19 protein-coding genes are annotated in these 22,983 nt (G+C 69.1%); 10 read left to right on the top strand and 9 right to left on the bottom strand.

The annotated features are described in order from the left end of the window. Window positions 1-75: 75 nt before the first annotated feature. Window positions 76-1,860 carry a bifunctional sugar phosphate isomerase/epimerase/4-hydroxyphenylpyruvate dioxygenase family protein gene (locus ACIO3S_RS08750; protein WP_400461828.1) on the bottom strand — a complete coding sequence of 595 codons (1,785 nt, stop codon included), beginning with the start codon at window positions 1,858-1,860 and terminating at the stop codon, window positions 76-78. Between the two features lie 82 nt (window positions 1,861-1,942). Between ACIO3S_RS08750 and ACIO3S_RS08755 the strand changes: the two genes are divergently transcribed. From ACIO3S_RS08755 to ACIO3S_RS08765, 3 genes are all read left to right on the top strand, one after another. Beyond that, window positions 1,943-2,566 (top strand): TetR family transcriptional regulator, encoded by a 624-nt coding sequence (locus ACIO3S_RS08755; protein WP_160024052.1) that lies wholly within the window; start codon window positions 1,943-1,945, stop codon window positions 2,564-2,566. Between the two features lie 133 nt (window positions 2,567-2,699). Further along, window positions 2,700-3,560 carry a shikimate dehydrogenase gene (locus ACIO3S_RS08760; RefSeq protein ID WP_400461831.1) on the top strand — a complete coding sequence of 287 codons (861 nt, stop codon included), beginning with the start codon at window positions 2,700-2,702 and terminating at the stop codon, window positions 3,558-3,560. Window positions 3,561-3,645: 85 nt separating this feature from the next. Beyond that, on the top strand, window positions 3,646-4,977 hold the full coding sequence (locus ACIO3S_RS08765; RefSeq protein WP_400461833.1) for an MFS transporter: 1,332 nt from the start codon (window positions 3,646-3,648) through the stop codon (window positions 4,975-4,977). 96 nt (window positions 4,978-5,073) lie between these two features. Here the strand turns inward: ACIO3S_RS08765 and ACIO3S_RS08770 are convergent, their stop codons facing one another. The 4 genes from ACIO3S_RS08770 to ACIO3S_RS08785 form a co-directional block, all read right to left on the bottom strand. After that, window positions 5,074-6,021, bottom strand: coding sequence for an RNA polymerase sigma-70 factor (locus tag ACIO3S_RS08770; protein ID WP_400461836.1), 948 nt, complete (start codon window positions 6,019-6,021; stop codon window positions 5,074-5,076). An 81-nt stretch (window positions 6,022-6,102) separates the two neighbouring features. Then, complete coding sequence (locus ACIO3S_RS08775; protein ID WP_400461838.1) at window positions 6,103-6,960, bottom strand: phosphatidylinositol-specific phospholipase C/glycerophosphodiester phosphodiesterase family protein; 858 nt, start codon at window positions 6,958-6,960, stop codon at window positions 6,103-6,105. A gap of 117 nt (window positions 6,961-7,077) precedes the next feature. Beyond that, window positions 7,078-8,262 carry an NAD(P)/FAD-dependent oxidoreductase gene (locus ACIO3S_RS08780; RefSeq protein ID WP_400461841.1) on the bottom strand — a complete coding sequence of 395 codons (1,185 nt, stop codon included), beginning with the start codon at window positions 8,260-8,262 and terminating at the stop codon, window positions 7,078-7,080. A 93-nt stretch (window positions 8,263-8,355) separates the two neighbouring features. Next, window positions 8,356-8,928, bottom strand: coding sequence for a TetR/AcrR family transcriptional regulator (locus ACIO3S_RS08785; RefSeq protein ID WP_400461844.1), 573 nt, complete (start codon window positions 8,926-8,928; stop codon window positions 8,356-8,358). Between the two features lie 167 nt (window positions 8,929-9,095). On the opposite strand from ACIO3S_RS08785, the gene ACIO3S_RS08790 reads away from it, so the two are divergent. The 3 genes from ACIO3S_RS08790 (at window position 9,096) to betT (ending at window position 14,559) form a co-directional block, all read left to right on the top strand. Beyond that, the gene (locus ACIO3S_RS08790) at window positions 9,096-10,598 is read left to right on the top strand and encodes an aldehyde dehydrogenase family protein (RefSeq protein WP_350836984.1); all 1,503 of its coding nucleotides are present in this window, start codon (window positions 9,096-9,098) and stop codon (window positions 10,596-10,598) included. Between the two features lie 5 nt (window positions 10,599-10,603). After that, window positions 10,604-12,340 (top strand): choline dehydrogenase, encoded by a 1,737-nt coding sequence (betA, locus tag ACIO3S_RS08795; protein WP_400461846.1) that lies wholly within the window; start codon window positions 10,604-10,606, stop codon window positions 12,338-12,340. A gap of 71 nt (window positions 12,341-12,411) precedes the next feature. Then, window positions 12,412-14,559, top strand: coding sequence for a choline BCCT transporter BetT (betT, locus tag ACIO3S_RS08800; protein WP_400461849.1), 2,148 nt, complete (start codon window positions 12,412-12,414; stop codon window positions 14,557-14,559). Here betT and ACIO3S_RS08805 read toward each other — a convergent pair. The 3 genes from ACIO3S_RS08805 to ACIO3S_RS08815 form a co-directional block, all read right to left on the bottom strand. Further along, window positions 14,540-15,109: a Uma2 family endonuclease gene (locus ACIO3S_RS08805; RefSeq protein ID WP_160024038.1), complete on the bottom strand. Its 570-nt coding sequence runs from the start codon at window positions 15,107-15,109 to the stop codon at window positions 14,540-14,542. The two genes, betT and ACIO3S_RS08805, sit on opposite strands and share 20 nt — an antisense overlap. A 670-nt stretch (window positions 15,110-15,779) precedes the next feature. Further along, on the bottom strand, window positions 15,780-17,054 hold the full coding sequence (locus ACIO3S_RS08810) for an HNH endonuclease (protein ID WP_400461852.1): 1,275 nt from the start codon (window positions 17,052-17,054) through the stop codon (window positions 15,780-15,782). A gap of 376 nt (window positions 17,055-17,430) precedes the next feature. Next, the gene (locus ACIO3S_RS08815) at window positions 17,431-17,826 is read right to left on the bottom strand and encodes a hypothetical protein (RefSeq protein ID WP_160024036.1); all 396 of its coding nucleotides are present in this window, start codon (window positions 17,824-17,826) and stop codon (window positions 17,431-17,433) included. A 106-nt stretch (window positions 17,827-17,932) separates the two neighbouring features. Between ACIO3S_RS08815 and ACIO3S_RS08820 the strand changes: the two genes are divergently transcribed. The 4 genes from ACIO3S_RS08820 to ACIO3S_RS08835 all read left to right on the top strand — a co-directional run bounded on the left by ACIO3S_RS08820 (window position 17,933) and on the right by ACIO3S_RS08835 (window position 21,350). Next, on the top strand, window positions 17,933-19,132 hold the full coding sequence (locus ACIO3S_RS08820) for a homogentisate 1,2-dioxygenase (protein ID WP_400461856.1): 1,200 nt from the start codon (window positions 17,933-17,935) through the stop codon (window positions 19,130-19,132). Window positions 19,133-19,211: 79 nt separating this feature from the next. Then, window positions 19,212-20,402, top strand: a complete 1,191-nt coding sequence (gene fahA, locus ACIO3S_RS08825) for a fumarylacetoacetase (protein WP_400461859.1) — start codon at window positions 19,212-19,214, stop codon at window positions 20,400-20,402. Further along, entirely contained in the window at window positions 20,399-20,788 is a 390-nt protein-coding gene (locus ACIO3S_RS08830) for an acyl-CoA thioesterase (protein WP_400461861.1), read from the top strand. The genes fahA and ACIO3S_RS08830 overlap by 4 nt, the downstream gene beginning before the upstream one ends. Window positions 20,789-20,840: 52 nt before the next feature. Next, window positions 20,841-21,350, top strand: a complete 510-nt coding sequence (locus ACIO3S_RS08835) for a pyridoxamine 5'-phosphate oxidase family protein (protein WP_400461863.1) — start codon at window positions 20,841-20,843, stop codon at window positions 21,348-21,350. An 85-nt stretch (window positions 21,351-21,435) separates the two neighbouring features. Here the strand turns inward: ACIO3S_RS08835 and ACIO3S_RS08840 are convergent, their stop codons facing one another. After that, on the bottom strand, window positions 21,436-22,977 hold the full coding sequence (locus ACIO3S_RS08840) for an AMP-binding protein (protein ID WP_400461865.1): 1,542 nt from the start codon (window positions 22,975-22,977) through the stop codon (window positions 21,436-21,438). Between the last annotated feature and the right edge of the window lie 6 nt (window positions 22,978-22,983).

Raw genomic sequence — 22,983 nt, forward strand, 5'->3', positions numbered from 1 at the left:
GTGGGCGACGAAACGCTGGTTTCGTCGCCCACAACTGCAGATTCGGCACGCCATTTCTGCAGATTCGGCCTTGGGTCAGCCGGCCTGGCTGACGAGGCGGACCGGGGCGTTGCCGGCGCCGTAGCCGTCGTAGCGATCCCGCCGCTCGACGAGCTCGAAGAAGACCTCGCCGACGGTCTCGGTGTAGCAGTGCAGGTACTCACCGTCGGCGTCGCGGTCGTAGAGGAGATCGAGGTCGCGCAGGGTGGCCACGAGGTCGTCGGACAGGCCGAAGCGGGCGACGAGGTCGTCGTAGTAGTTGCCCGGCACCTTCAGCGGCCGCAGTCCACGCTCGCGGGCGGCCGCGACGACGCCGATGATGTCGGGACAGGCGAGCGCGATGTGCTGTGCCTGGCCCTGCTGCCCGGTCGGGAGCAGGTTGAGCGGAAGGCGTACGCCCCCGGCCGGTGAGCTCATCACCTGGCTGCGGACGAGACCGGACGGACCGGCGACCTCCTGGGTCGGCTGAGGCGTCAGTGACAGGACGCTCGTGTAGAAGAGGACCGCCTCGTCGAAGCTGTGCCAGGGCTGGACCAGGTTCACGTGGTCGATCCGGGCGCCGCGTCCGGAGCTCGAGACCCCGCCGTCGAACTCGCCGATCCAGTCCTCCGCGTGCGAGAGGAAGACCTCGGTGCCGTCGGGGGAGGTGAACGCGCGCAGGGCCTGCTCGCCGGCGTACGTCCGGCGGTGGACCGGCGGCGCCATCAGCCGGGCGGCGCGCTCGGCGGCCGGGTCCGAGTCGGCGACGTCGAAGCCGACGGCCGCGATGCGCGGCTCGGGGGAGGCGCTGGGCACGTCGTTGCACACGACGCGCGCCGCGCCCCAGGTCCACAGGCGCACTTGCTTGCTGCGGTGGCGGCCACCGAAGTCGAAGCCGAGCTGCTCGAGCAGCACCTCGACGCCGGAGGTGTCCGGTGCCTTGATCTCGACGAAGTCGAAGGCCTCGGGCGCGGCCACCTGGGGCAGGCGGGGGAGCGGGCGCACGTCGCGGCCGGCCTCGTCGCCGAGCAGGTCGGCGGTGCGGTCGGCGAGCCAGCGCAGCGACCGCTGCGCCTGGCGGGCGGTGCGTACCGGATCGGTCTGGCGGAAGGTGTCGTTGAAGACCTCCAGGGACAGCGGGCCGTCGTAGCCCGCGCGCAGCACGTGACCGAGGAAGGCCGGCAGGTCGAAGCTGCCCTCGCCGGGGAAGAGCCGGTGGTGACGGCTCCAGGAGAGCACGTCCATGCTGAGCGCCGGAGCGTCGGCGAGCTGCAGGAAGAAGATCTTCTCGGCCGGGATCTCCTCGATCTGCTTGGGGTCGTGGCCGCGCGAGAGGATGTGGAAGCTGTCCAGGCAGACCCCGACGTTGGGGTGGTCGGCGAGCTCGACGATGCGCCACGATCGCCGGTAGTCGTCGACGAACCGTCCCCAGGCGAGCGCCTCGTAGGCGAGCCGGATGTCGTACGTCGCAGCCAGATCACCCAGCCGCCGCAGCTGTCCCGCGGAGACCGCGTCGTCGTCGACGGTCGCGGTGCCGACGTTGCTGCAGACCAGCATCAGGTCGATGCCGAGCCGGTTCATCAGCCGGAACTTCGCCTCGGCGCGGTGCAGCACGTCGCCGAAGGCGTTCTCGTCGACACCCTCGGCGTCGCGGAAGGGCTGGTAGAGGTCGAGGGTGAGCCCGAGCCGGTCGGCGAGCGCCCGGATCTCCTCGGGGGACTGGGGTGCGGCGATGAGGTCGGGCTCGAAGATCTCGATCGCGTCGAAGCCGGCTTCGGCCGCGGCGTACATCTTCTGGACGAGTCCGCCGCTGAGGCAGACCGTGGCGATCGAGGTGCGCATGGTTCTCCGTTCGTCGCTAATGTACGAAACGGTACATACATTGGTCCGCGTTGGGAAGCCGGTCGTGCTCTAGGCTCGGGGCATGGTTCAGTCGCGTGATGCCGAACGCACCCGGTCCGAGCTGCTCGACGTCGCGACCGAGATCTTCTCGGAGCAGGGCTACTCGGGGGCCCGGGTGGACGAGATCGCCGAGCGCACCCGCACCACGAAGCGGATGATCTACTACTACTTCGGCGGTAAGGAGGGGCTCTTCCTGGCTGTGCTCGAGGCTGCCTATCGCCGGATCCGAGAGCTCGAGCAGAGCCTGCACGCCGGTGATCTCGAGCCGGTCGACGCGATCCGTCGTATCGCCGAGCTCACCTTCGACCACCACGTCAACCATCCCGACTTCATCCGCCTCGTGTCCGTCGAGAACATCCACCGTGGCCGGCACCTGGAGAAGGTCGAGTCGCTGCGCGAGCTCGGCGCCCCGGCCGCCACCGTCCTCGACGAGGTCCTCGCCCGCGGTCGCGCCTCCGGTGAGCTGCGCGCCGACGTCGACGCCATCGACGTGCACATGATGATCAGCTCCTACTGCGTCTTCCAGGTCGCCAACAGCGCCACCTTCGGCTACCTCTTCGGCCGCGACATGCTCGCGCCCGACGTACGCGAGCGCCACCGCCGCATCCTCGGCGACATCGTCGTCGGCTGGCTCACCGCTCGCTGACGCACACCCCTGAAGAGCCCGTCCCCGCGCCGCGGGGACGGGCTCTTTGCCGTGCGGGGGTTGACGACGCGGGGCCGGATGTGATCCCCTTCACTCTCGTAACGTACTAGTTCGTACATTAAGGATCGCCTAGATGAAGTCTTCGTTTCTTGTCGGCCTGATCGGCGCGGGCGTCGGACCCTCGCTGAGTCCGGCGCTGCACATGCGCGAGGGGTTCGAGCACGGGTTGTCCTACGTCTACAAGACGCTCGACATCACCGAGCTGGGGATCCCGGCCGAGGGCGTGGGCGACCTGGTGAGGGAGGCGCGGCGACTCGGCTTCGACGCGCTCAACATCACCCACCCGTGCAAGGAGCTCGTGATCGAGCACCTCGACCGGCTCGACGAGACCGCGGCCCGCCTCGGTGCGGTCAACACCGTCGTCTTCACCGACGAGGGGGCGGTCGGCTACAACACCGACACGACCGGCTTCGGCCACGCGCTGCGTACCGGGATGCCGGGTGCCCCGCTCGGCACCGTCGTGCAGCTCGGCGCGGGAGGGGCGGGCTCGGCCGTCGCTCACGCACTCGTGAGCCAGGGCGTCGACAACCTGGTCATCGCCGACATGGACCTCGACCGTGCCCAGGCGCGGGTCGAGGAGATCCGGCGTCACCACCCGGAGAGCACCGTCGAGGCGAGCCATGTCGACAAGCTGCCGGCGCTCCTGCCCGACGCCGACGGACTGGTCAACTGCACCCCGGTCGGCATGGCCGACCACCCCGGTACGCCCCTGGAGACGAGCCTCCTGCGCCCCGACCTGTGGGTGGCGGACATCGTCTACCGGCCTCTGGACACCGCGCTGCTGCAGGCGGCGCGTGAGGCCGGCTGCCGGACGCTGCACGGAGGCCACATGGCGGTCTACCAGGCCGTCGACGCCTTCCGGCTGATCACCGGCATCGAACCCGATGCCGAGCGGATGCTCGCCCACCTGCGCGAGCTGGCCGCGGCCGGCTGACCCCCCCAGAAATTCGAAGAGCCAGAAAACACCACCCCCCACCCGTCCGCGGTCAGGAACCGCGGGCCTACCCGAGGAGGACCCGATGGCGGGACCTGACACCGAGAACCAAGAAGGCAAGACCCCGGTACGGGCCGCGCTGGCCAGCTTCATGGGCAGCGCCGTCGAGTACTACGACTTCTTCGTCTTCGGCTCTGCCGCGGCGCTGATCTTTCCGCACGTCTTCTTCCCCAGCACCGGCGACGCCGCGCTGGTGATGTCGTTCGCGACGTTCGCCTTCGCGTACGTCGCACGCCCGGTCGGCGCGGTCTTCGTCGGTCACTTCGGTGACCGGATCGGCCGCCGGAAGGTGCTGCTGTTCACCCTCCTGCTGATGGGTGGCGGCACGTTCCTGATCGGCTGTCTGCCGACGTACGACCAGGCCGGCTGGATCGCGCCCGCACTGCTGGTCTTCTGCCGGCTGCTGCAGGGGCTCTCGGCCGCGGGCGAGCAGGCCGGCGCCAGCTCGCTCACGCTCGAGCACGCCCCCGACGACAAGCGCTCCTTCTACACGTCCTGGACGCTCACCGGCACCCAGGGCGGCCAGATCCTGGCCGCGCTCGTCTTCATCCCGGTCGTGGCGCTGCCCGACGACATCAAGTACGGCATCGGCTGGCGGATCCCGTTCTGGCTCTCCGCGATCGTGGTCGTGGTGGCCTTCTTCATCCGCAGCCGCCTCAACGAGACCCCGGAGTTCGAGGAGGCCAAGGCCAACAACGAGGTCGCGAAGCTGCCCCTCGCGGTGCTGCTGCGTGACCACTGGGTCGACGTGCTGCGCGTCATCTGCTGCGCCTTCATCGCGGCCGTCTCCACGGTCTTCGGCAACCTGGCCATCGCCTATGGTGTCGAGGTCGGCATGGTCGACTCGATCACGCTGTGGCTGGTCGTCGCGGCCAACGTCGTCGCGCTGTTCACCCAGCCGATGTTCGGCCGGCTCGCGGACCGGATCGGGCGCAAGCCCGTCTTCATCTACGGCGCAGTGGCCAGTGCGGTGATGATGCCCTTCTACCTGCTCTCGATGAGCCAGGGCAACGAGCTGCTCGTCTTCGCGCTCGCGATCGTCACCTTCTCCTTCGGCTACGCGGCCGCGAACGCGACCTGGCCGTCGTTCTACGGCGAGATGTTCTCGACCCCGGTGCGCTTCTCCGGCGTCGCGATCGGCACCCAGATCGGCTTCATGCTGGCCGGGTTCACCCCGTCGATCGTCACCGCTCTGGGTGGTGTGCAGGAGGGTGGCTGGGTCGTCACCGCGGGCTACACGGCGGTCGTCTGCCTCATCGCGTCGGTCGCGGCCCTGACCGCCCGCGAGACCAAGGACGTACGCACCGCCGACCTCGGCCTGCGGCCGACTCGGTCACCGCAGGGCGCGGCGGCCTGACCCCGATCCCGCCGAGTCGGCGCGTCATGACGCGCCGACTCGGCGGATTTTCTGGTCAGGACGAGCCGACTCGGCGCGGTTGAGTCGGCGGGCGGGTCACCGCCCGCGGCGGTGGCGGTTGCGGCGGCGTACGACGTCCTTCAGGTCGGCGACCGGGCCCAGGTGACCCAGCTTCTCGGGGTTGGTGACCGACCGGATCCGCTGGATCTGGCCGTCGAGGATGTCGAGGGTCCAGGTGCCGAGGATGGCGCCGTCGGCGTCGTGCAGGATGGCGCCCGGCTCGCCGTTGAGCTCGCGCTGCTCCAGGCGGGCACCGATGGCGAGCAGCGGCGGCACGGCCGCGATCAGAATGCGCGCGGCCTTCTCCGCACCGAACCGGCCGCCGACGCCACCGGCGACACCACCACCGTCGTTGACGGTCTCCACATCGGCCGCCAGCAGAGCCTGGAGCCGGTCCAGGTCGCCGTCGCGCAGCGCCTCGAAGAACCGGCTGGACAGCTCGACACGCTTGCGCCGGTCGGCCTCGAACCGCGGCTTGCCCTCGTCCATGTGCCGCCGGGCTCGGGAGGCGAGCTGACGGCACGCGGCCTCGGAACGGTCGACTGCCGCGGCGATGTCGGCGAAGCCGAAGTGGAAGACCTCGCGCAGCACGAAGACCGCCCGCTCCAACGGACTGAGCCGCTCGAGCAGCAGCAGCGCCGCCATCGACACCGAGTCGGCCAGCTCCGTCGCGCGTTCCGGGCTGGCGTAGAGGCCCGCATGCTCGTCGACGTGGGTGTCGGTCGGCAAGGGCTCGGGGAACCACGGCCCGACGTACGTCTCCCGCCGCACGCGCGCGGAGCGCAGCACGTCGAGGGAGATCCGGGTGACCACGGTCGAGAGGTACGCCTTGAGCGAGTCGGGCTCGGTCGAGGTCGCCTCCAGCCGGAGCCAGGTCTCCTGCACCGCGTCCTCCGCCTCGCTCACGCTGCCGAGGATCCGGTAGGCGATCGAGAACAGCAGCGGGCGCAGCTCCTCGAACTCGATCTCTGTCTCAGGTGTCACGGTGGTCCTCCCTCAGGTCAACATCTTCCACCCACGGGACGAGACGGCGCCCCGGACTGTGACATCGACCGTGGGACCGGCCTAGCCGTTGGCGGTCAGGAAGGCGTCCAGATCCTCGAGGTCGTCGGTGTTGATGTGATCGACGCCGGCTGCGAGCAGCTCTGTCCAGACCGCCTCACGTGCGGGGCCGTCGGTGTCCGGCGTCGCCCAGAAGCGCACCCGGTAGCCCTGGGCATGAGCGTGGTCGACGATCTCCTGGAGCCTGCGGCGCTCGGTCTCCGGCATCGGGCCGATGCCCTGCCAGGCGAAGACCTTGGTCCAGTTGTCGCTGACCAGCGGCATCAGCGAGGCCGGTATGCCGGAGTGGAGGTCGGTCATCCGGCCGTCGTAGAAGCTGAGTCGCTCAGTCGCCCTCCGCATCGTCTCCAGCGGCCGGTCACCGCTGATGACCGCCTCGACCGGACCGTCCTTGACGACGCCGTTCTCATAGCGGGTGAAGAGCTCCTCGTAGTCTCCGAGCTCCTTCTCGATCGCCGCGTAGGTCGCCTCGCCGGTGTTCTTGATGTCGATCAGGAGCTGGAACGTGCCGTCGTAGCCGGGGTAGACGTCGCGTCCCCTGCCGCTGACGAGCTTCTTGAGCGGGGCGAGGTAGAGGCCCTCCAGCGTGCGCGCCGGGTCGAGGTCCTCCGCGTCGTGCGCCACCAGGAGCTCGCCGTCGACCAGCCACACGTCGGCCTCGACGCTCGTGAAGCCGTGCTCCAGTGCGTCGAGCAGCGGACGCTCGTGCTCGTAGTCGTTGTGGGCATGCGCCTGCGCGTGCGGCGTACCGAGGTCGGCGGAGGATCGCGCGGAGTCGGTCGAGCTCGCCGTGGCGGCGGTGGGGGAGAGGAACGCGGCCGCGGCGAGCACCGCGGTCAGCGACCGGACGAAGGTACGCATCAGGATCTCTTTCGGTGAGGGTGCCCCTCAACCTGGCCGAGTCGCGTGATCCTGTGGCGACCGCCGTACGTCCCCTGCCTGAACTCCTCCCGAAGTGAGCCACCCCGACGGCGAGACTCACAGGCTGTGCTCCCGGACCAGCGGGGTGACCGCTGCTGCCTGGACGCGCGTGGCGCGCGACCGGTCCTTGAAGCCGATCGCGGAGCCGGGGTGACGCGCCTCCATCCCCAGGGCCCAGATCGTGCTGCGGCAGACGAGCTCCTTCACCTTCGCCGCGGGCACGCCACGGAGGCGGGCGCCCACTGCGGAGTCGTCGCGGCGGGCGAAGTTCACCAGGCCGAGACCGCGGCCGATGCTGATGCACTGTCCCACGAAGCCGATGCTCACCGGCTTCGGTGTCGCGCCCGAGAGGCGCGTGAGCACCGTCTCCGCGGCCAGCGGCCCGAGCTGGTTGGCGGCCTGGCAGCTCATCCGGTACGCCAGTCCCGACGGCGCCGCAGCGTCCCCGGTCGCGACGATCCGGTCGTCGTCGACGCTGGTCAGGGTCTCGTCGGTGACCAGCCGGCCGGCTTCGTCGGTGGACAGCCCGCTGCGGCGCGCCAGGTCCGGCGTGGTGAACCCGGCGGTCCAGATCGTCACCGAGCTGGTCAGCTCGCGGCCGTTGTCGAGGCGTACCCGGCCATCCAACACCTCCGCCACCCGGGCGCCCTCGACGATGCCGACGCCGAGCCGCCGCAGAGCGCGCTCGGCGTCAGTGCGGCCCTTCTCGTGCAGCCACGGACCCAGCCGGTCTCCGCAGATCAGAGCCACGTTCCGGCCCGCCTCGGCGAGCTCGGAGGAGACCTCGATGCCGGTCGGCCCGCCGCCGACGACGACCACCGGCGCGTCGGCCGGCGTCGTGCCCAGCACCGCCTTCAGCCGGGTCGCCTCCTCGTAGGTCGAGACGCCGAAGGCATGTTCCTGCGCTCCCGCCACCTGTGTCTCGCCGGTGCTGCCGACGGCGTAGACCAGATAGTCGTAAGCCAGCTCCTCCCCGTCCTCGAGTGCGACCGTCCGCGCGGCGGCGTCGATGGCGCTCACCGTGCCGACGTGCAGACGGACCCGCGGACTCAGGACGTCGGCGTAGGCCACCACCGCCTCGGACGAGCCGGCGACCAGCTGGTGCAGCCGGATCCGCTCGACGAAGTGGTCGCGCGAGTTGACCAGGGTGATGGCGATGTCCTCGCGCTTGGTGAGCCGGTTCGCGGCCATCACGCCGGCGTACCCGCCACCGACGACCACGACGTGGGTCTGCTTGCTCATGGATTCCTCCTGCTTGTCGGGGTTCATGCCCCTAGGACACCGGCGATCGCCGATCCGTGACAGGTTGGAGGAGAGGAACGAGCTCCGCGCGGATCAGGCCAGCCCGGCGACGGCGTCCGCCAGGTCATCGACGGACCGGGCACGCTCAGGGAGGTGGCCGTCGGGACCCTGGCTGAGCTGGAACCCCATGAAGGCGGCGTCGATGACGTGGGCTGCCCGTTCGGCGACGGCGGGATCCACACCGGACTTGTCCAGGTGCGCGATGAGACCGGCCATCCACAGTGCGTTGGCCTCGCGGACCGCCGAGACGTACGGCTCCCTGCCGAAGAGACCGAGCGCGGCCGCCTCCACATAGATCCAGCTGCACCGGTCGCCCTCCATCACCGACCAGAGGTCATAGACAGCCGAACGCAGGTCCTGGGAGGGCTCGAGCGCGGCGACCCCGGCGACCGACCGCTCGTTGGATGTGCGGAGGACGTCGGCGACCACCTGGTCCTTGGTGCCGAAGTGGTAGAGCAGGACCCGGTTGCTGGTGCCCAGCTCGGCCGCCAGCGGGCGCAGGCTCAGGCCGATCAGTCCGTGCTCGTGGACGTAGTCGGTCGCCAGCTCGGCCCAGGCAGCGCGGCGTTGTGGGTCTTTCGCAGGCGCGGTCCCAGCGGTCGTCATGCGGCGACTGTAACAACTGCCGCAGCCGTTTGTATCAGCTGCAACAAATTTGTACCACCTGCAACAATTTTGTCCTTCCAGCCCTTGACCTGGCCCTTCGCGTCGGCGCAGGATCATTTGCAATTCACCTGCGGTTGCCTGTTCGGCAACCCGACGCTGGAGGTTGCATGAGCCAGATCTACATCGACGGGCGCTGGTTGCCTGCGCAGTCGGGCGAGCAGCGGGAGATCCGCTGTCCGGCAGACGGCGCGGTCGTCGGAACCGTTGCGGAGGCTGGAGCGGAGGACACCCGGGCCGCGATCGCCGCGGCGCGGAACGCCTTCGACAGTGGCGGGTGGCCGGCGACGCCTGCGCGGGAGCGGGGTGACCTGCTGTTGAAGGTCGCCGACCTGCTCGAGCGCGACACCGCGATCATCGCCCGGGCGGAGTCGCTCGACACCGGGAAGCGACTGGTGGAGAGCGAGTACGACGTCGCCGACGTGGTCTCCGTGTTCCGTCACTTCGGGCACGTCGCCGCCGAGGACGCCGGCCGCGTCATCGACACCGGGAACGCCGCCGTGAAGAGCCGGATCGTGCATGAGCCGGTAGGAGTCTGCGGCCTGATCACCCCGTGGAACTACCCGCTGCTTCAGGTGGCGTGGAAGGTCGCGCCGTGCCTGGCCGCGGGCAACACGTTCGTGCTGAAGCCCAGCGAGATCACGCCGCACAGTGCGATCCACCTGATGAAGGTGCTCGAGGAGGCTGGTCTCCCGGCGGGTGTCGGCAATCTGGTGCTCGGTGAGGGTCCGACTGCGGGCGCACCGCTGTCCGAGGACCCCCGCATCGACCTGGTCTCCTTCACCGGTGGCCTCGCCACGGGCAAGCGGCTGATGGCCAACGCCGCCGCGACGGTCAAGAAGGTCGCCCTCGAGCTCGGCGGCAAGAACCCCAACATCGTCTTCGCCGACTCCGACCGCGAGACCGCGCTCGACTTCGCGCTGACCGCCGTCTTCCTGCACTCCGGCCAGGTCTGCTCCGCCGGCGCGCGGCTGATCATCGAGGAGTCGATCAAGGACAGCTTCGTCGACGAGCTCGTCGCCCGGGCCGAGCAGATCCGTCTCGGCGGCCCCTTCGACGAGGGGGCCGAGACCGGCCCGCTGACCAGCAGCGCCCACCGCGACAAGGTGGAGGCGTACGTCGCGAAGGGTCTCGCCGAGGGTGCCACCCTCCGCACCGGTGGCAAGCGCCCCGACGACCCTGCGCTCGCCGACGGCTTCTACTACCTGCCGACGATCCTCGACGACTGCACCACCGACATGTCCGTCACCCAGGACGAGTCCTTCGGGCCGGTCCTCACCGTGGAGACCTTCACCGACGAGGACGACGCCGTCCGCATCGCCAACGACTCCATCTACGGCCTCGCCGGCGCGGTGTGGACCTCTGACGCCGGCCGTGCCGAGCGGGTCGCCGCGAAGCTCCGGATGGGCACGGTCTGGATCAACGACTACCACCCGTACGTCGCCCAGGCCGAGTGGGGCGGCTACAAGCAGTCCGGGATCGGGCGCGAGCTCGGCCAGGCAGGGCTCGAGGAGTACCGCGAGACCAAGCACATCTGGCACAACATCGATCCCAGCCCGCAGCACTGGTTCGCCCCGACCTCCCCGAACACCGGCACCGCCGAGGAGAAGTGAAGACGATGACCCAGACCTATGACTACGTGATCGTCGGCGGCGGCTCGGCCGGATCCGCTCTCGCCAACCGGCTCAGCGCCGACCCGTCCACGAAGGTGCTGGTCCTCGAGGCCGGTCACAGCGACTTCAAGATCGACCCGTTCATCCACATGCCGGCCGCGCTGCCGTTCCCGATCGGCTCGAAGCTCTACGACTGGGGCTACGAGACCGATCCCGAGCCTCACCTGGGCGGCCGCAAGGTCTACCATGCCCGCGGCAAGGTGCTCGGCGGGTCGAGCTCGATCAACGGGATGATCTTCCAGCGCGGCAACCCGATGGACTACGAGCGCTGGGCGGCCGACCCCGGCATGGAGACCTGGGACTACCGCCACTGCCTGCCCTACTTCAAGCGCATGGAGAGCCGCTTCCTCGAGGACGGCACCTCCGGCGCCGACCAGTGGCGCGGTGGCTCCGGGCCGCTCCACCTCGAGCGCGGTCCCGCCTCCAATCCGCTCTTCTCGGCCTTCTTCGAGGCCGCCCAGGAGGCCGGCTACCCGCTCACCGACGACGTCAACGGCTACCGCCAGGAGGGGTTCGCCCCCTTCGACCGCAACGTGAAGGACGGCCGCCGCTGGTCGGCCGCCCGGGCCTACCTGCACCCGGTGATGAGCCGCCCCAACCTCGACGTCGAGACCTTCGCGTACGCCACCAAGATCCGTTTCGACACCTCCGGTGACGTCCCGCGGGCGACCGGCGTGGACTACGTACGCGGGGTCGGCCGGGCGCGCCGGGAGCACACCGTCAACGCCGGCGAGGTGATCTGCTGCGGCGGCGCGATCAACACGCCCCAGCTGCTCCAGCTCTCCGGTGTGGGGGAGGAGTCGCTGCTGCGGCAGCACGGGATCGACGTCGTGCACAACCTTCCCGGCGTGGGGGAGAACCTCCAGGACCACCTCGAGGTCTACATCCAGTACGCCTCCAAGCAGCCTGTCTCGATCGCGCCCGGTCTGGTGTGGCACCAGCGGCCCAAGATCGCCTGGCAGTGGCTCTTCCAGAAGAAGGGCCTGGGTGCGACCAACCACTTCGAGGGCGGCGGGTTCGCGCGGTCCAACGAGGACGTGGACTGGCCCAACCTGATGTTCCACTTCCTGCCGATCGCGATCCGCTACGACGGGTCCATGGCGCCCGGCCAGGAGAAGGGCCAGCACGGCTACCAGGTGCACATCGGCCCGATGTACGCCGACACCCGTGGCCATGTGCGGATCAAGAGCGCCGACCCGATGCAGAAGCCGTCGATGCTCTTCAACTACCTCTCCACCCCGACGGACCGCAAGGAGTGGGTGGAGGCGGTCCGGGTGGCGCGCAACATCCTCAACCAGCCCGCCTTCGCGCCGTTCAACGCCGGCGAGATGTCCCCGGGACCGAGCGTGGAGACCGACGAGGAGATCCTCGAGTGGGTCCGCAAGGACGCCGAGACCGCGCTGCACCCTTCCTGCACCGCTGCGATGGGGACCGGCGAGATGGCCGTCACCGACCCCACCTCGATGAAGGTGCACGGCACCGAAGGACTACGGGTCGTGGACGCGAGCGTCTTCCCGTACGTCACCAACGGCAACATCTACGCGCCCGTGATGATGGTCGCGGAGAAGGCAGCCGACCTGATCGCCGGCAACACCCCGCTGGCGCCCTCCGATGTGCCCTACTACCGCCACCGCGACGACTCGCCGCTGTGGCCGGCCGGGGACCCGCGCAACAAGTCCTGAAACCCGATCGTGACCCAAGCCGGCGCCGGGCGGACTAGCCTGCCGGGCACCCCAACCGGAGGAGACAGCTCATGCCGGAGACAATCGACCCGTCGCGTACGCCCTTGGGTGAACCCGCCGCAGACCCAGACGAGATCCCGACGACGAAGCCGGAGCTGAACAAGACCGTCTTCTTCGGCTCCGCCGGAGTGGTGGTCGCGTTCACGCTCTTCACACTGCTCGCGCCGGACACCGCGGGCGCCGCGATCGGGCACGTCGTGGGGTGGATCTCGACGTACTTCGGCTGGTGGTACTTCGCGCTCGCCGCTGCGCTGATCGCGTTCGTGCTGTTCATCTGTCTGTCCCGCTACGGGCGGGTCCGGCTCGGCCCGGAGGAGTCGCGGCCGGAGTATTCGATGTTCACCTGGACGGCGATGCTCTTCGCGGCCGGGATCGGCGCCGACCTGATGTTCTACTCGGTCGCCGAGCCCGTCTCGCAGTACCTCACCCCGCCGACCGGCGAGGGCGGCACCATCGCCGCCGCCGAGCAAGCGGTGGGCTGGACGCTGTTCCACTACGGCCTGTCCGGCTGGGCGATGTACGCCGTCATGGGCATGGCGCTGGGCTACTTCTCCTTCCGCCACGGGCTGCCGCTCTCGATCCGTTCCGCGCTCTACCCGATCTTCGGCAAGCGGGTCCACGGGCGGCTCGGCGACGGCATCGACATGGCCGCGGTGCTCGGCACCATCTTCGGCATCGCCACCTCGCTCGGCATCTCGATCGCCCTGCTCAACGCGGGTCTCAACGTCCTCTTCGACATCCCCGAGGGCCGTGCCGCCCAGGTCGGTCTGGTGGTGGTCGCGGTGCTGCTCGGCACCATCTCGGCCGTCTCCGGGGTCGACAAGGGCATCCGCCGGCTCTCCGAGCTGAACGTGCTGCTGTCCCTGGCGCTGATGCTCTACGTGCTCTTCTCCGACAACACCGCGTTCCTGCTCAACTCGCTGGTGATGAACCTCGGCGACTATCTCGTGCACCTGCCCGGGATGAGCTTCGACACGATGCCGTACGACACCGTCGAGAACCCCGACGTCGGCGTCTGGAAGAACCTGTGGACGCTCTTCTTCTGGGCCTGGTGGGTGGCCTGGTCGCCGTTCGTCGGGCTGTTCCTGGCGCGGATCTCGCGCGGGCGGACGATCCGGCAGTTCCTGGTCGGCGTGATGATGATCCCGTTCGGATTCATCCTGCTGTGGGTCTCGATCTTCGGCAACAGCGCGCTCGGCCGTATCCGCGGCGGCGACGCCGAGTTCGGTGAGCTGACCAGCGCCAACTACGCGCAGGGCTTCTACGCCTTCCTCGACAACTACCCGGGGGCGATCGCGCTGGTCGCGCTCGCCACCATGACCGGGTTCCTCTACTACGTCACCTCGGCCGACTCGGGCGCGCTCGTGATGGGCAACTTCACCTCGCGGCTGCCGCACCCGATGGCCGACTGCTCGATCCCGGTGCGGATCTTCTGGTCGGTGGCGATCGGGGCGCTGACCCTTGCTCTGATGTTCGCCGGCGGTGATGCGTGGCTGACGACCTTGACCAACGCGACGATCATCATGGGCCTACCGTTCTCGGTCGTGCTCGCCCTGGTCGCCGTGGGACTCCACCGCTCGCTACGGCTGGAGTCGTTCAAGTCCGCGAGCGCACGCTACTCGTTCCCGGGCGCGATCTCCTCGGCCCGCCTCGCCGGGGCGGGCGAGGGCGGCGTACGTCCGTCGCTCGCGCAGCGGTTGCGCCGCTCGGTCACCTATCCGACCGCCAGGGACACCGAGCGGTTCATCGGCACGGTCGCGAAGCCGGTCCTCGACGAGGTCGCCGCCGAGCTCTGCTCGCATGGCCTGACGTCGGTGGTGACCGAGACCAAGGCCGTACGCGGCGTCGCCGGCGTCCAGATCCACACCGATCTGGAGGACGCGCCTGCGTTCGTCTACAAGGTCACCCCGCTGCCGTGCCCCGCTCCGACCTTCGCCGTCGGCCGGGTCACCGGCGACGTCTACTTCCGCGCCGAGGTCCACCTCGCCGAGGGCACCCAGGGCTACGACGTCAACGGCTACTCACACGAGCAGCTGATGGGTGACGTCCTCGACCAGTACGAGCGCCACCTCTCCTACCTCCACCTCGTCCAGCAGGAGCAGCTGCCCGCCGAGGTGCCCGAGGTGCCGACGACTGACGTCAGCGGAGCAGGTCGGTGAGGTCGATCTTGATCGGGAACGGCACCGGGACGTCGAGCCGGTCGCGGAAGATCCCGATCGGGACGTAGGCGTTGGTGAGGTCGTCGCGCTCGTAGACATGGATCGCGGGCGCGCCGTCCTCGTTCTCGATGCGCCAGTAGTGGGTGATCCCCGCCTCAGCGTACTTCTGCGGCTTCACCGCCCGGTCGCGGTGCTCGGACTCCGGCGAGACCACCTCGACCACCAGGACGACAGAATCGGCATCGTAGAACGAGGCCTGGTCCGAGATCCGTGCCGTGCTCACCAGCACGTCCGGCTCCGGCCGGTTGCGCCTGTCGAGCACCACCGTCAGCTCCCGATCCACCTCGAACCCGTCGGGCGCCTGCGCCGTCAGCGCGTTGGTCAGGGCCGTGACGAGCCGACTGTGCCAGCGGCGCTGCGGTGACATATTGAAGACCAGGGCTCCGTCGATGAGTTCGGTATGACGCGGCGCCTCGACGAGCATGTCGAGGTCTTCGGAGTACCAACCCTCCTCACGGGGAGGGTGCATCCAGTCGGGCAACGCGGTCATGCTTCGAGGATACCGCCTGTTTCTGGTGTCGGTGGTCGGGCTTTGTCGGTCTTGGTTTGGTCTCGGTTCGCCGCCGCGGAGGTGGCCGTGGTTTCGTTTCTGGGTTCGCCGCCGACCCTTGGTTCGATTGTTTCTCGATCGCGCACCGCGTCAAGGACGGGCTTCGCCCCCCGGCTTCGCCGGTCGCCTTCGGCGATCCTTGACCCGGTGCGCGATCGAGAAAGACTTGGCCTGTATCGGGTCGGCGGCGAGAGTTTGGCGCAGCGGATTCAGTTGGGCACGGGCTTGGGGCCCTGGCTGGTCGTGCGGGGGAGTCCTGGTGCCTCGGGGTGCCTACGGCAGTGGGCGCGAACTTGTGAATGGTTCACAAGCGGGCCGTTGTTCTTGACCGGGGTGGGTTCGGTGCCGGCCGGGTCGCGAGTTCCCACCGATCGGGAGAGTTCCCCACGGGCGTGGAGGTTCCCCATGCTCCGGAAAGTGGGGAACCTCCACTGGAGTGGGGAAGTGTCCTCGCCGGTGGGGAGCGACGGGCGTGGAGTCGAGAAAGCTGACCGGAACGCTCATTTGGGCACCAGGACGGGCCGCTTCAGCGAGAGCCGAGACCGCTCGACGGTTGGAGCCCTCAGGCCCGACGGGCAGGACCCGGTGAAGTGGTTCCTCGCCCAGTCGGTTAGGGGCGACGGGTGAACCTGATGGTCCCGTCGGGTAGCCGCTCATGGGTATAGCCGGGTGCGTGGGCGAGGCGGTGATGATGGGGACACAACAACGCCCCGTCGTTGAGGTCGGTCTTTCCGCCGGCGGCCCAGGGGTCGAGGTGGTGGGCGTCGCACCATTCCGGTGGCATGTCACAGCCCTCGGCTTGGCAGCACTTGTGCTGCAACCGGAGCGCCTTGCGCTGGATGGGTTGGAAGAACCGGCTGCCCCGGCCGGCGTCGAGGACCTCGCTGTCGCCACCGAGGACCCAGGGGATGATGGTGGCGTTGCACGCCATCCGCCTTGCCTCCGCTGCGGAGATGGTGGCGCCGTTGGTCTCGTCATAGCCCAGGGTGGCGATGCCGAGGTCCTTGCGGAGCTCCTCCAGGCTGATCACCACGTTGACCACGGTGGCGTCGCCACCGTGGCGTGGCAGCCCGGCCGGGTCGACGGTCTCGAGCAGCCGCGAGAAGCCCTGGCCCATGAGTCGTTCCCACGGCGGCAGCGGGGCGCCCTTGGCGACGAGTTGTTGTTTGCGGGGTTGGGCCCAGGACTCGACCAGCCGCTTGAACCTGTGCCCGATCGAGGTCGGCAGGACGCCGTCGAAGCCGATGGTGCCGTCGTGGTTGTCCCACACCCGCAGCGCGGTCTTCTGCTGGGCGCGTTCCTCTTCGGCGAGGAGGGCTTTGGCTTCGGCGTCGTCGAACCGGGCCGGGTCGATCTCGGCCAGGATCCGTCGTCCGACGATGCGGAGCTCGTTCGCGGTCAACCGAGAGGCGTAGTCAACGAGCAGCTTCTCCGCGAGGACCAGATCCTCGGCGCTGGCGACGGGGTCGGTCTGGATCTTGTCGAGCGCCTGGGTGATCACCCGTGCTTTGTCCTGGGACACCACGCCCTCGGCGAGGCCGTCAGCCACGAGGTCGTACTTGGTGACCGCTGCCGCGAGCTTGATCTGGGAGCGAGCCACGGCTTTGTCGACCAGCAGCTCGGTCCGCATCCAGGCGGAGGCGTCTTTGGCACCGGTCTCTTCGGCGATATCACCGGCCGTGGCGAGCACCCGCAGCTTCAATGCGGCTTGCTGGGCCTGGAGCTTCTCCAGCCGCTCGAGGAGGTCCTTCTTCTGCCCGGTCCGCCAATAGGCGGGATCGGTCGAGAGGAGATCTTGAAGGGCGGACTCGATGGCGGCCAAGGCAGCGTCGATCGCATCGCCGGGGTTGGCTCCCCAGTGGTCGATCGAGCGGCCGAGACTCATCGCTGTCCTCTCCTCGGAGGTGTGCTGTGATGGGTCCGATTCTACGCTTCGCACGCCGTTCTGGCTATCTATTTTCCCAGGTCAAACCCTGTTTTCGCGGTGAGTGAACGACCTAGCGCCTGTGGATGGTAAGTGGCCCGAAGGGCCACCCTCACGCCCCATCAACCTCACCCGCCCCAAGGAAGATTCCGCTGCGCCACACCCGGGCCGCCGCCCCGATAGCCAGCCAAGTCTTTTCTCGATCTGGTCCGGAGTCCAGGACCGCCGAAGGCGGCCGGCGAAGCCGGCGCCCGAAGGGCGTCCTTGACGCCGGTCCAGATCGAGAAGACCCTCAACGAACGGGTCGGCGGCCCACGCCAACCACGAAAAGACGGGCTTACCCGAAGTCGATGAGCCGCCCATCCTCATGCATGACACAACCCCGCCCAATCCATGCGACCGCATGTTCCTTGTCCCCGACAGCGATGTGCGAATAGCTAGGCGGAACCCAGACGAGCTCATAGTCGACGTCACCCAGCGCCGCCTCGGTAGCCCGAACAGCATCGTCAGACGGGTCGAGAGTGCGTACGGCCTGTTCGACAGAGTCGAAGTATTTTCGGCCGGCCTCGGAGAGCTCCTTGGCGCACCAAGCGCACGTGCCCAGCGTCTCGATCTGCGCGGCGGTGGCCCTGATCGGGGCGTCGAGGCCGAGGAGCTGGGGGCAGGCCCGGACATGCAGGAGACGACCCGTCGCGTGTGCGACGAAGAGGGTCTCGGGGGTGTCGGAGGGCATCTCCGGATCCTAGGGGAGGGAGGTATGCCCCGGGAGGTACCTGGGATGAATTCAGGACGTTCGGCCCCCGTGATCGCTGTGGTCCAGGTCACGTACGATCCGGGGTATGGCGCATTACCAACAGCGCGGGCACATCCCGCCCAAGCGGCACACCCAACACCGCGACGGAGAAGGGAATCTCTACTACGAAGAGCTCATGGGCGAGGAAGGGTTCTCCTCGGACTCCTCCCTGCTCTACCACCGCCACATCCCCTCGGCGGTGAAGGACGTACGCATCTGGGAGCTGCCCGACCACGGCACCACCCCCAACCATCCGCTGCGCCCGATGCACCTCGGGCTTCACGACCTCTTCCCAGGTGAAGAATGGAAGCGTCACGACCCGGTGACCGGGCGCCGGCTGGTGCTCGGCAACGGCGACGTACGTCTTCACTATGCGGTGGCGGGGGAGGCCTCGCCGCTCTACCGCAACGCGATCGGCGACGAGTGTGTCTACGTCGAGTCGGGGACCGGGGTCGTCGAGACCGTCTTCGGCAACCTGGAGGTCGGTGAGGGCGACTACGTGGTGATCCCGCGTGCCACCACCCACCGGTGGGTACCCAGCGGCGACGCTCCGCTGCGGGTCTACGCGATCGAGGCGAACTCCCACATCGCCCCGCCGAAGCGCTACCTCTCCCGGTTCGGCCAGTTCCTCGAGCACGCTCCCTACTGCGAGCGGGACCTCCGACTCCCGACCGATCCGCAGACGGTCGACGCGAGTGAGGCCGAGGTCTACGTCAAGCATCGCGGCCCGGGTGCCGGCGGCATCGCCGGCTCGGTCCACGTCCTCCCGCACCACCCGTTCGATGTCGTCGGCTGGGATGGCTGCCTCTACCCGTACGTCTTCAACATCGCCGACTACATGCCGATCACCGGCAAGGTCCACCAGCCGCCGCCGGCCCACCAGGTCTTCGAGGGCAACAACTTCGTGATCTGCAACTTCGTGCCCCGCAAGGTGGACTACCACGAGCTCGCGGTGCCGGTGCCCTACTACCACTCCAACGTCGACTCCGACGAGGTCATGTTCTACGTCGGTGGCGACTACGAGGCCCGCAAGGGCTCCGGGATCGGCATCGGCTCGATCACCCTCCACCCCGGCGGCCACGCCCACGGGCCGCAGCCCGGTGCGATGGAGCGCAGCCTGGGCGCGGAGTTCTTCGACGAGCTCGCGGTCATGGTTGACACCTTCCGGCCCCTGGAGGTCGGCGAGGCCGGCGCCACGGTCGACGACGGCAAGTACGCCTGGACCTGGGCGGGAGGCCGCCAGTGAGCGAGCGTCAGCGAGCGAACCATTCAATCAACACGCGGCTGCGTCCGTATCCTGGCGCTTGCGCTACGGAGGTGGCCGCGTGACATCGTGGCTGGACATCAAGGACAGTCAGTTCGGCCTCGAGGCGCTTCCGTACGCCACCTTCCGCACCGCCGCGGACCCCGCGCCGCGGCTCGGGGCGCGGATCGGTGACCTGGTGCTCGACGTCGCCGCGGTCACGGGCGTCGGCGCCGGAGGCCTCGACGCGCTGCTCGCCGCCGGACCGGCCGTCTGGAAGGACGTACGTGCCGAGGTGACCCGGCTGCTCAGCGACCCGGCGAGCGAGGACCAGGTGCGACCGAACCTGATCGCGATCGAGGACGCCGATCTGCTGCTGCCGTTCACGGTGGCCGACTACGTCGACTTCTACGCCTCCGAGCACCACGCGTCCAACGTCGGGAAGATGTTCCGCCCCGACTCCGAGCCGCTGACGCCCAACTGGAAGCACCTGCCGATCGGCTACCACGGCCGCTCCGGCACGGTGGTCGTCTCCGGCACCGACGTCGTCCGGCCGACCGGGCTGCGGAAGACGCCCGACGGCGTTGTCGACGGCCCCTCCGTGCGGCTCGACATCGAGGCCGAGCTCGGCTTCGTGGTCGGCAAGGGCTCCCGGATGGGTGACCCCGTCCCGCTCGCCGAGGCCGCCGACCACATCTTCGGGATCACGCTCCTCAACGACTGGTCCGCGCGCGACATCCAGGCCTGGGAGTACGTCCCGCTGGGCCCGTTCCTCGGCAAGTCGTTCGCCACCTCGATCTCGCCGTGGGTTCTCCCGCTCGCAGCACTCGAGGCAGCCCGGGTCCGGCCCCCGGAGCGAGACGTTCCGCTGGCCGGCTACCTGGACGACTCGGCGCTGGAGCCCTGGGCCCTCGACCTCGCCCTCGAGGTCCGGCTCAACGGTTCGCTGGTCGCCGAGCCGCCGTACGCCACCATGTACTGGACCGCCCCGCAGATGCTCGCGCACATGACCGCCAACGGCGCCTCGCTGCGCGTCGGCGACCTGTTCGCCAGCGGCACGATCAGCGGCCCGGAGCCGGGCCAGCGCGGCTCGTTCCTCGAGCTCAGCTGGTCGGGGGCCGAGCCGTTCAAGCTCGACGACGGGTCGGTGCGTACGTTCCTGGAGGACGGCGACGAGGTCACCATCACCGCCACCGCGCCCGCGCCGGGCGGCGGCCGGATCGCGCTCGGCGAGGTCAGCGGGCGGATCCTGCCCGCGAAGGAGCGGCCGTGACGACGGTCTACGAGTTCACGCCTCGCTACCTCGAGGTCGACATGCAGGGGGTGATGTTCAACGGCTGGTACCTCACCTACGTCGATGAGGCGATGACCCACTTCATCGACACCCGCGGGGTGCCGTACAGCCGCTGGCAGGAGCTGGGCGTCGACGTCCAGCTCGCCCACGCCGACCTGGACTGGAAGGCCGGCATCGGCTTCGGCGACCGCGTCCAGGTGCCGGTGCGCACCACCCGGATCGGCACCAAGAGCTTCACGCTCGAGTTCGAGTTCCGCCGGGGCGAGGACGTCACCTGCGCGGTGTCGGTCGTCTACGTGGTCGTCGCTGCCGACGGCTCGGGGTCGACCGCCATCCCGCCGGAGATCGCTGCCGCGATCGAATAGCCGCGCAAGAACGGTCAAGCGGCCCCGGGACCGTCGGTGTGAGACTCGTCGTGTGCACGAGACAGACGAAGAGATCGCCGACCTGCAACACCTCCTGGACGCCTCGATCGGCCGCGCGAGCGGCCATCTGACCGGCATCGTCAACGACGAGCAACGCCTGAACGCCCGTCAGCTCGTCACCGAGCTGGCGGGCATGAAGGTGCTCGTGCTGGCCACCGTGACCGCCCGCGGTGAGCCGCGGACGAGCTGCGTCGACGGCCACTTCGTACACGGGCGCTGGTTGTTCGGGACTTCTCCCACCGCCATCAAGGCCAAGCACATGCTCGCCCGCCCCGCCGTCAGCGCGACCCACGTCGACGGGGAGCGCATCGGCGTCTTCACCCACGGCACCGCGCACGTCGTCTCCGAGGGGCCGGCGTTCGACGAGCACAACGCCTACTTCACCGAGTTCTACGGCTCGGACCCGCAGACCTGGGAGGGGCCGGGCGTCGTCTACGCCACCATCGAGCCGAGCTGGATGGTGGGATACGCCGCGGATCCAGCCGCTTTTCCGGAGGCCTGAGCTTTACGGCCGAGTCGGCGCATCCGCCCCCTCTCGCTCGCTTCGCTTCGCGAGACACGGGGGCAGATCCGCCGACGCGGCGCCACTAGTTGCTCGTCAGCTGCTTCTTGATCTCCGTCTTGAGCACCTTCCCGACCTTCGAACGCGGCAGGTCCGGCCAGACCTCGATCTGCTTGGGGGTCTTGACCGCGCCGATCCGCTCCTTGACGTACGCCTTCAGGTCGCTGACATCGATCGAGGCGCCCGGCCGGGGCAGGATGACGGCGGTGACGCGCTCGCCCCACTTCTCGTCGGGGAGTCCGATCACGGCGCAGTCGGCGACGGCGGGGTGGGTCATCAGCGCCTGCTCGACCTCGGTGGAGTAGACGTTGAAACCTCCGGTGATCACCATGTCCTTGGCGCGGTCGACGATGTGCAGGAAGCCGTCCTCGTCGAGGAACCCGATGTCGCCGGTGTGGTGCCAGCCGTGCGCGCTCGCTTCGGCGGTCGCCTCGGGGTTGTCGAGGTAGCCACGCATGACCAGCGAGCTGCGTACGACGATCTCGCCACGCTCACCGGAACCGAGCAGCGCGCCGCGCTCGCCCATGATCGAGACCGTCACCAGAGGCGAAGGCCGACCGGCAGAGGAGAGCCGCTCGGTGGCGACCGTCCCGTCCGCGTGGAAGTGGTCGGCGGGCGCCATGGTCGCGATCATCATCGGCGCCTCGGTCTGCCCGAACAGCTGCGCCATCACCGGGCCGATCCGGGTGAGCGCCTCCTCCAGACGCGTCGCCGACATCGGTGCTGCGCCGTACCAGAAGCAGCGCAGCGAGTCGAGGTCGGTCGACTTCAGCGCCGGGTGGTCCAGCACCAGGTAGATCAGCGTCGGCGGCAGGAACGTGTGGGTGACGTGGTGGTGCTCGATGTGCTCGAGGAACGCACCCACGTCCGGCGTACGCATCACCACGATCTTGCCGCCCAGGCACATCACCGGGAAGCAGAGCACCCCGGCGGCATGGGTGAGCGGGGCGAGCGCGAGATAGGTGGGACGTTCAGGCGCACCCGGCCACGGGTAGGCCATCAGCGTGATCGCCGACATCGTCTCCAGGTTGGTGCCGGTGAGCATGACGCCCTTGGGTCGCCCGGTCGTCCCGCCGGTGCCGACGACCATGGCCAGGTCATCCACGAGGTCGACGGGATCGAACACCTCGTCGGCAGAGCCGAGGAAGTCGTCCCAGCCGATCGCCCAGTCGTAGGTCGCGTCGATGCAGACCAGGGTGGTCAGCTCCGGCAGGTCGCCGCGGATCTGGTCGACCAGGCCGGCGAAGGCCGACTGGAAGATCAGCGCCGAGCAGCCGAAGAGGTCGAGGAGCTCCCGATTCTCCGCCGCCTCGCTGCGCGGGTTGATCGGGCACCAGACGCCCCCCGCGCGACTGATCCCGAAGACGGAGGCGAAGGCGACCGGGTCGTTGGCCGAGAGGATGGCGACCTTCGCGCCCGGGGCGACGCCGCGGGCCCGGAGGCCCGCGGCGACGCGCACCGAGAGATCGACGACCTCGGCGTACGACCAGGTGTCCTCGCCGCAGACGAGACAGGGCGCGTCGCCTCCGAGCGAGGCACCCTTGTCCAGATAGTCGACGAGCCGCATCCGGCC

The organism is Nocardioides sp. NPDC087217 (genome assembly GCF_044744805.1).
In the GTDB taxonomy this organism is placed as follows: domain Bacteria; phylum Actinomycetota; class Actinomycetes; order Propionibacteriales; family Nocardioidaceae; genus Nocardioides.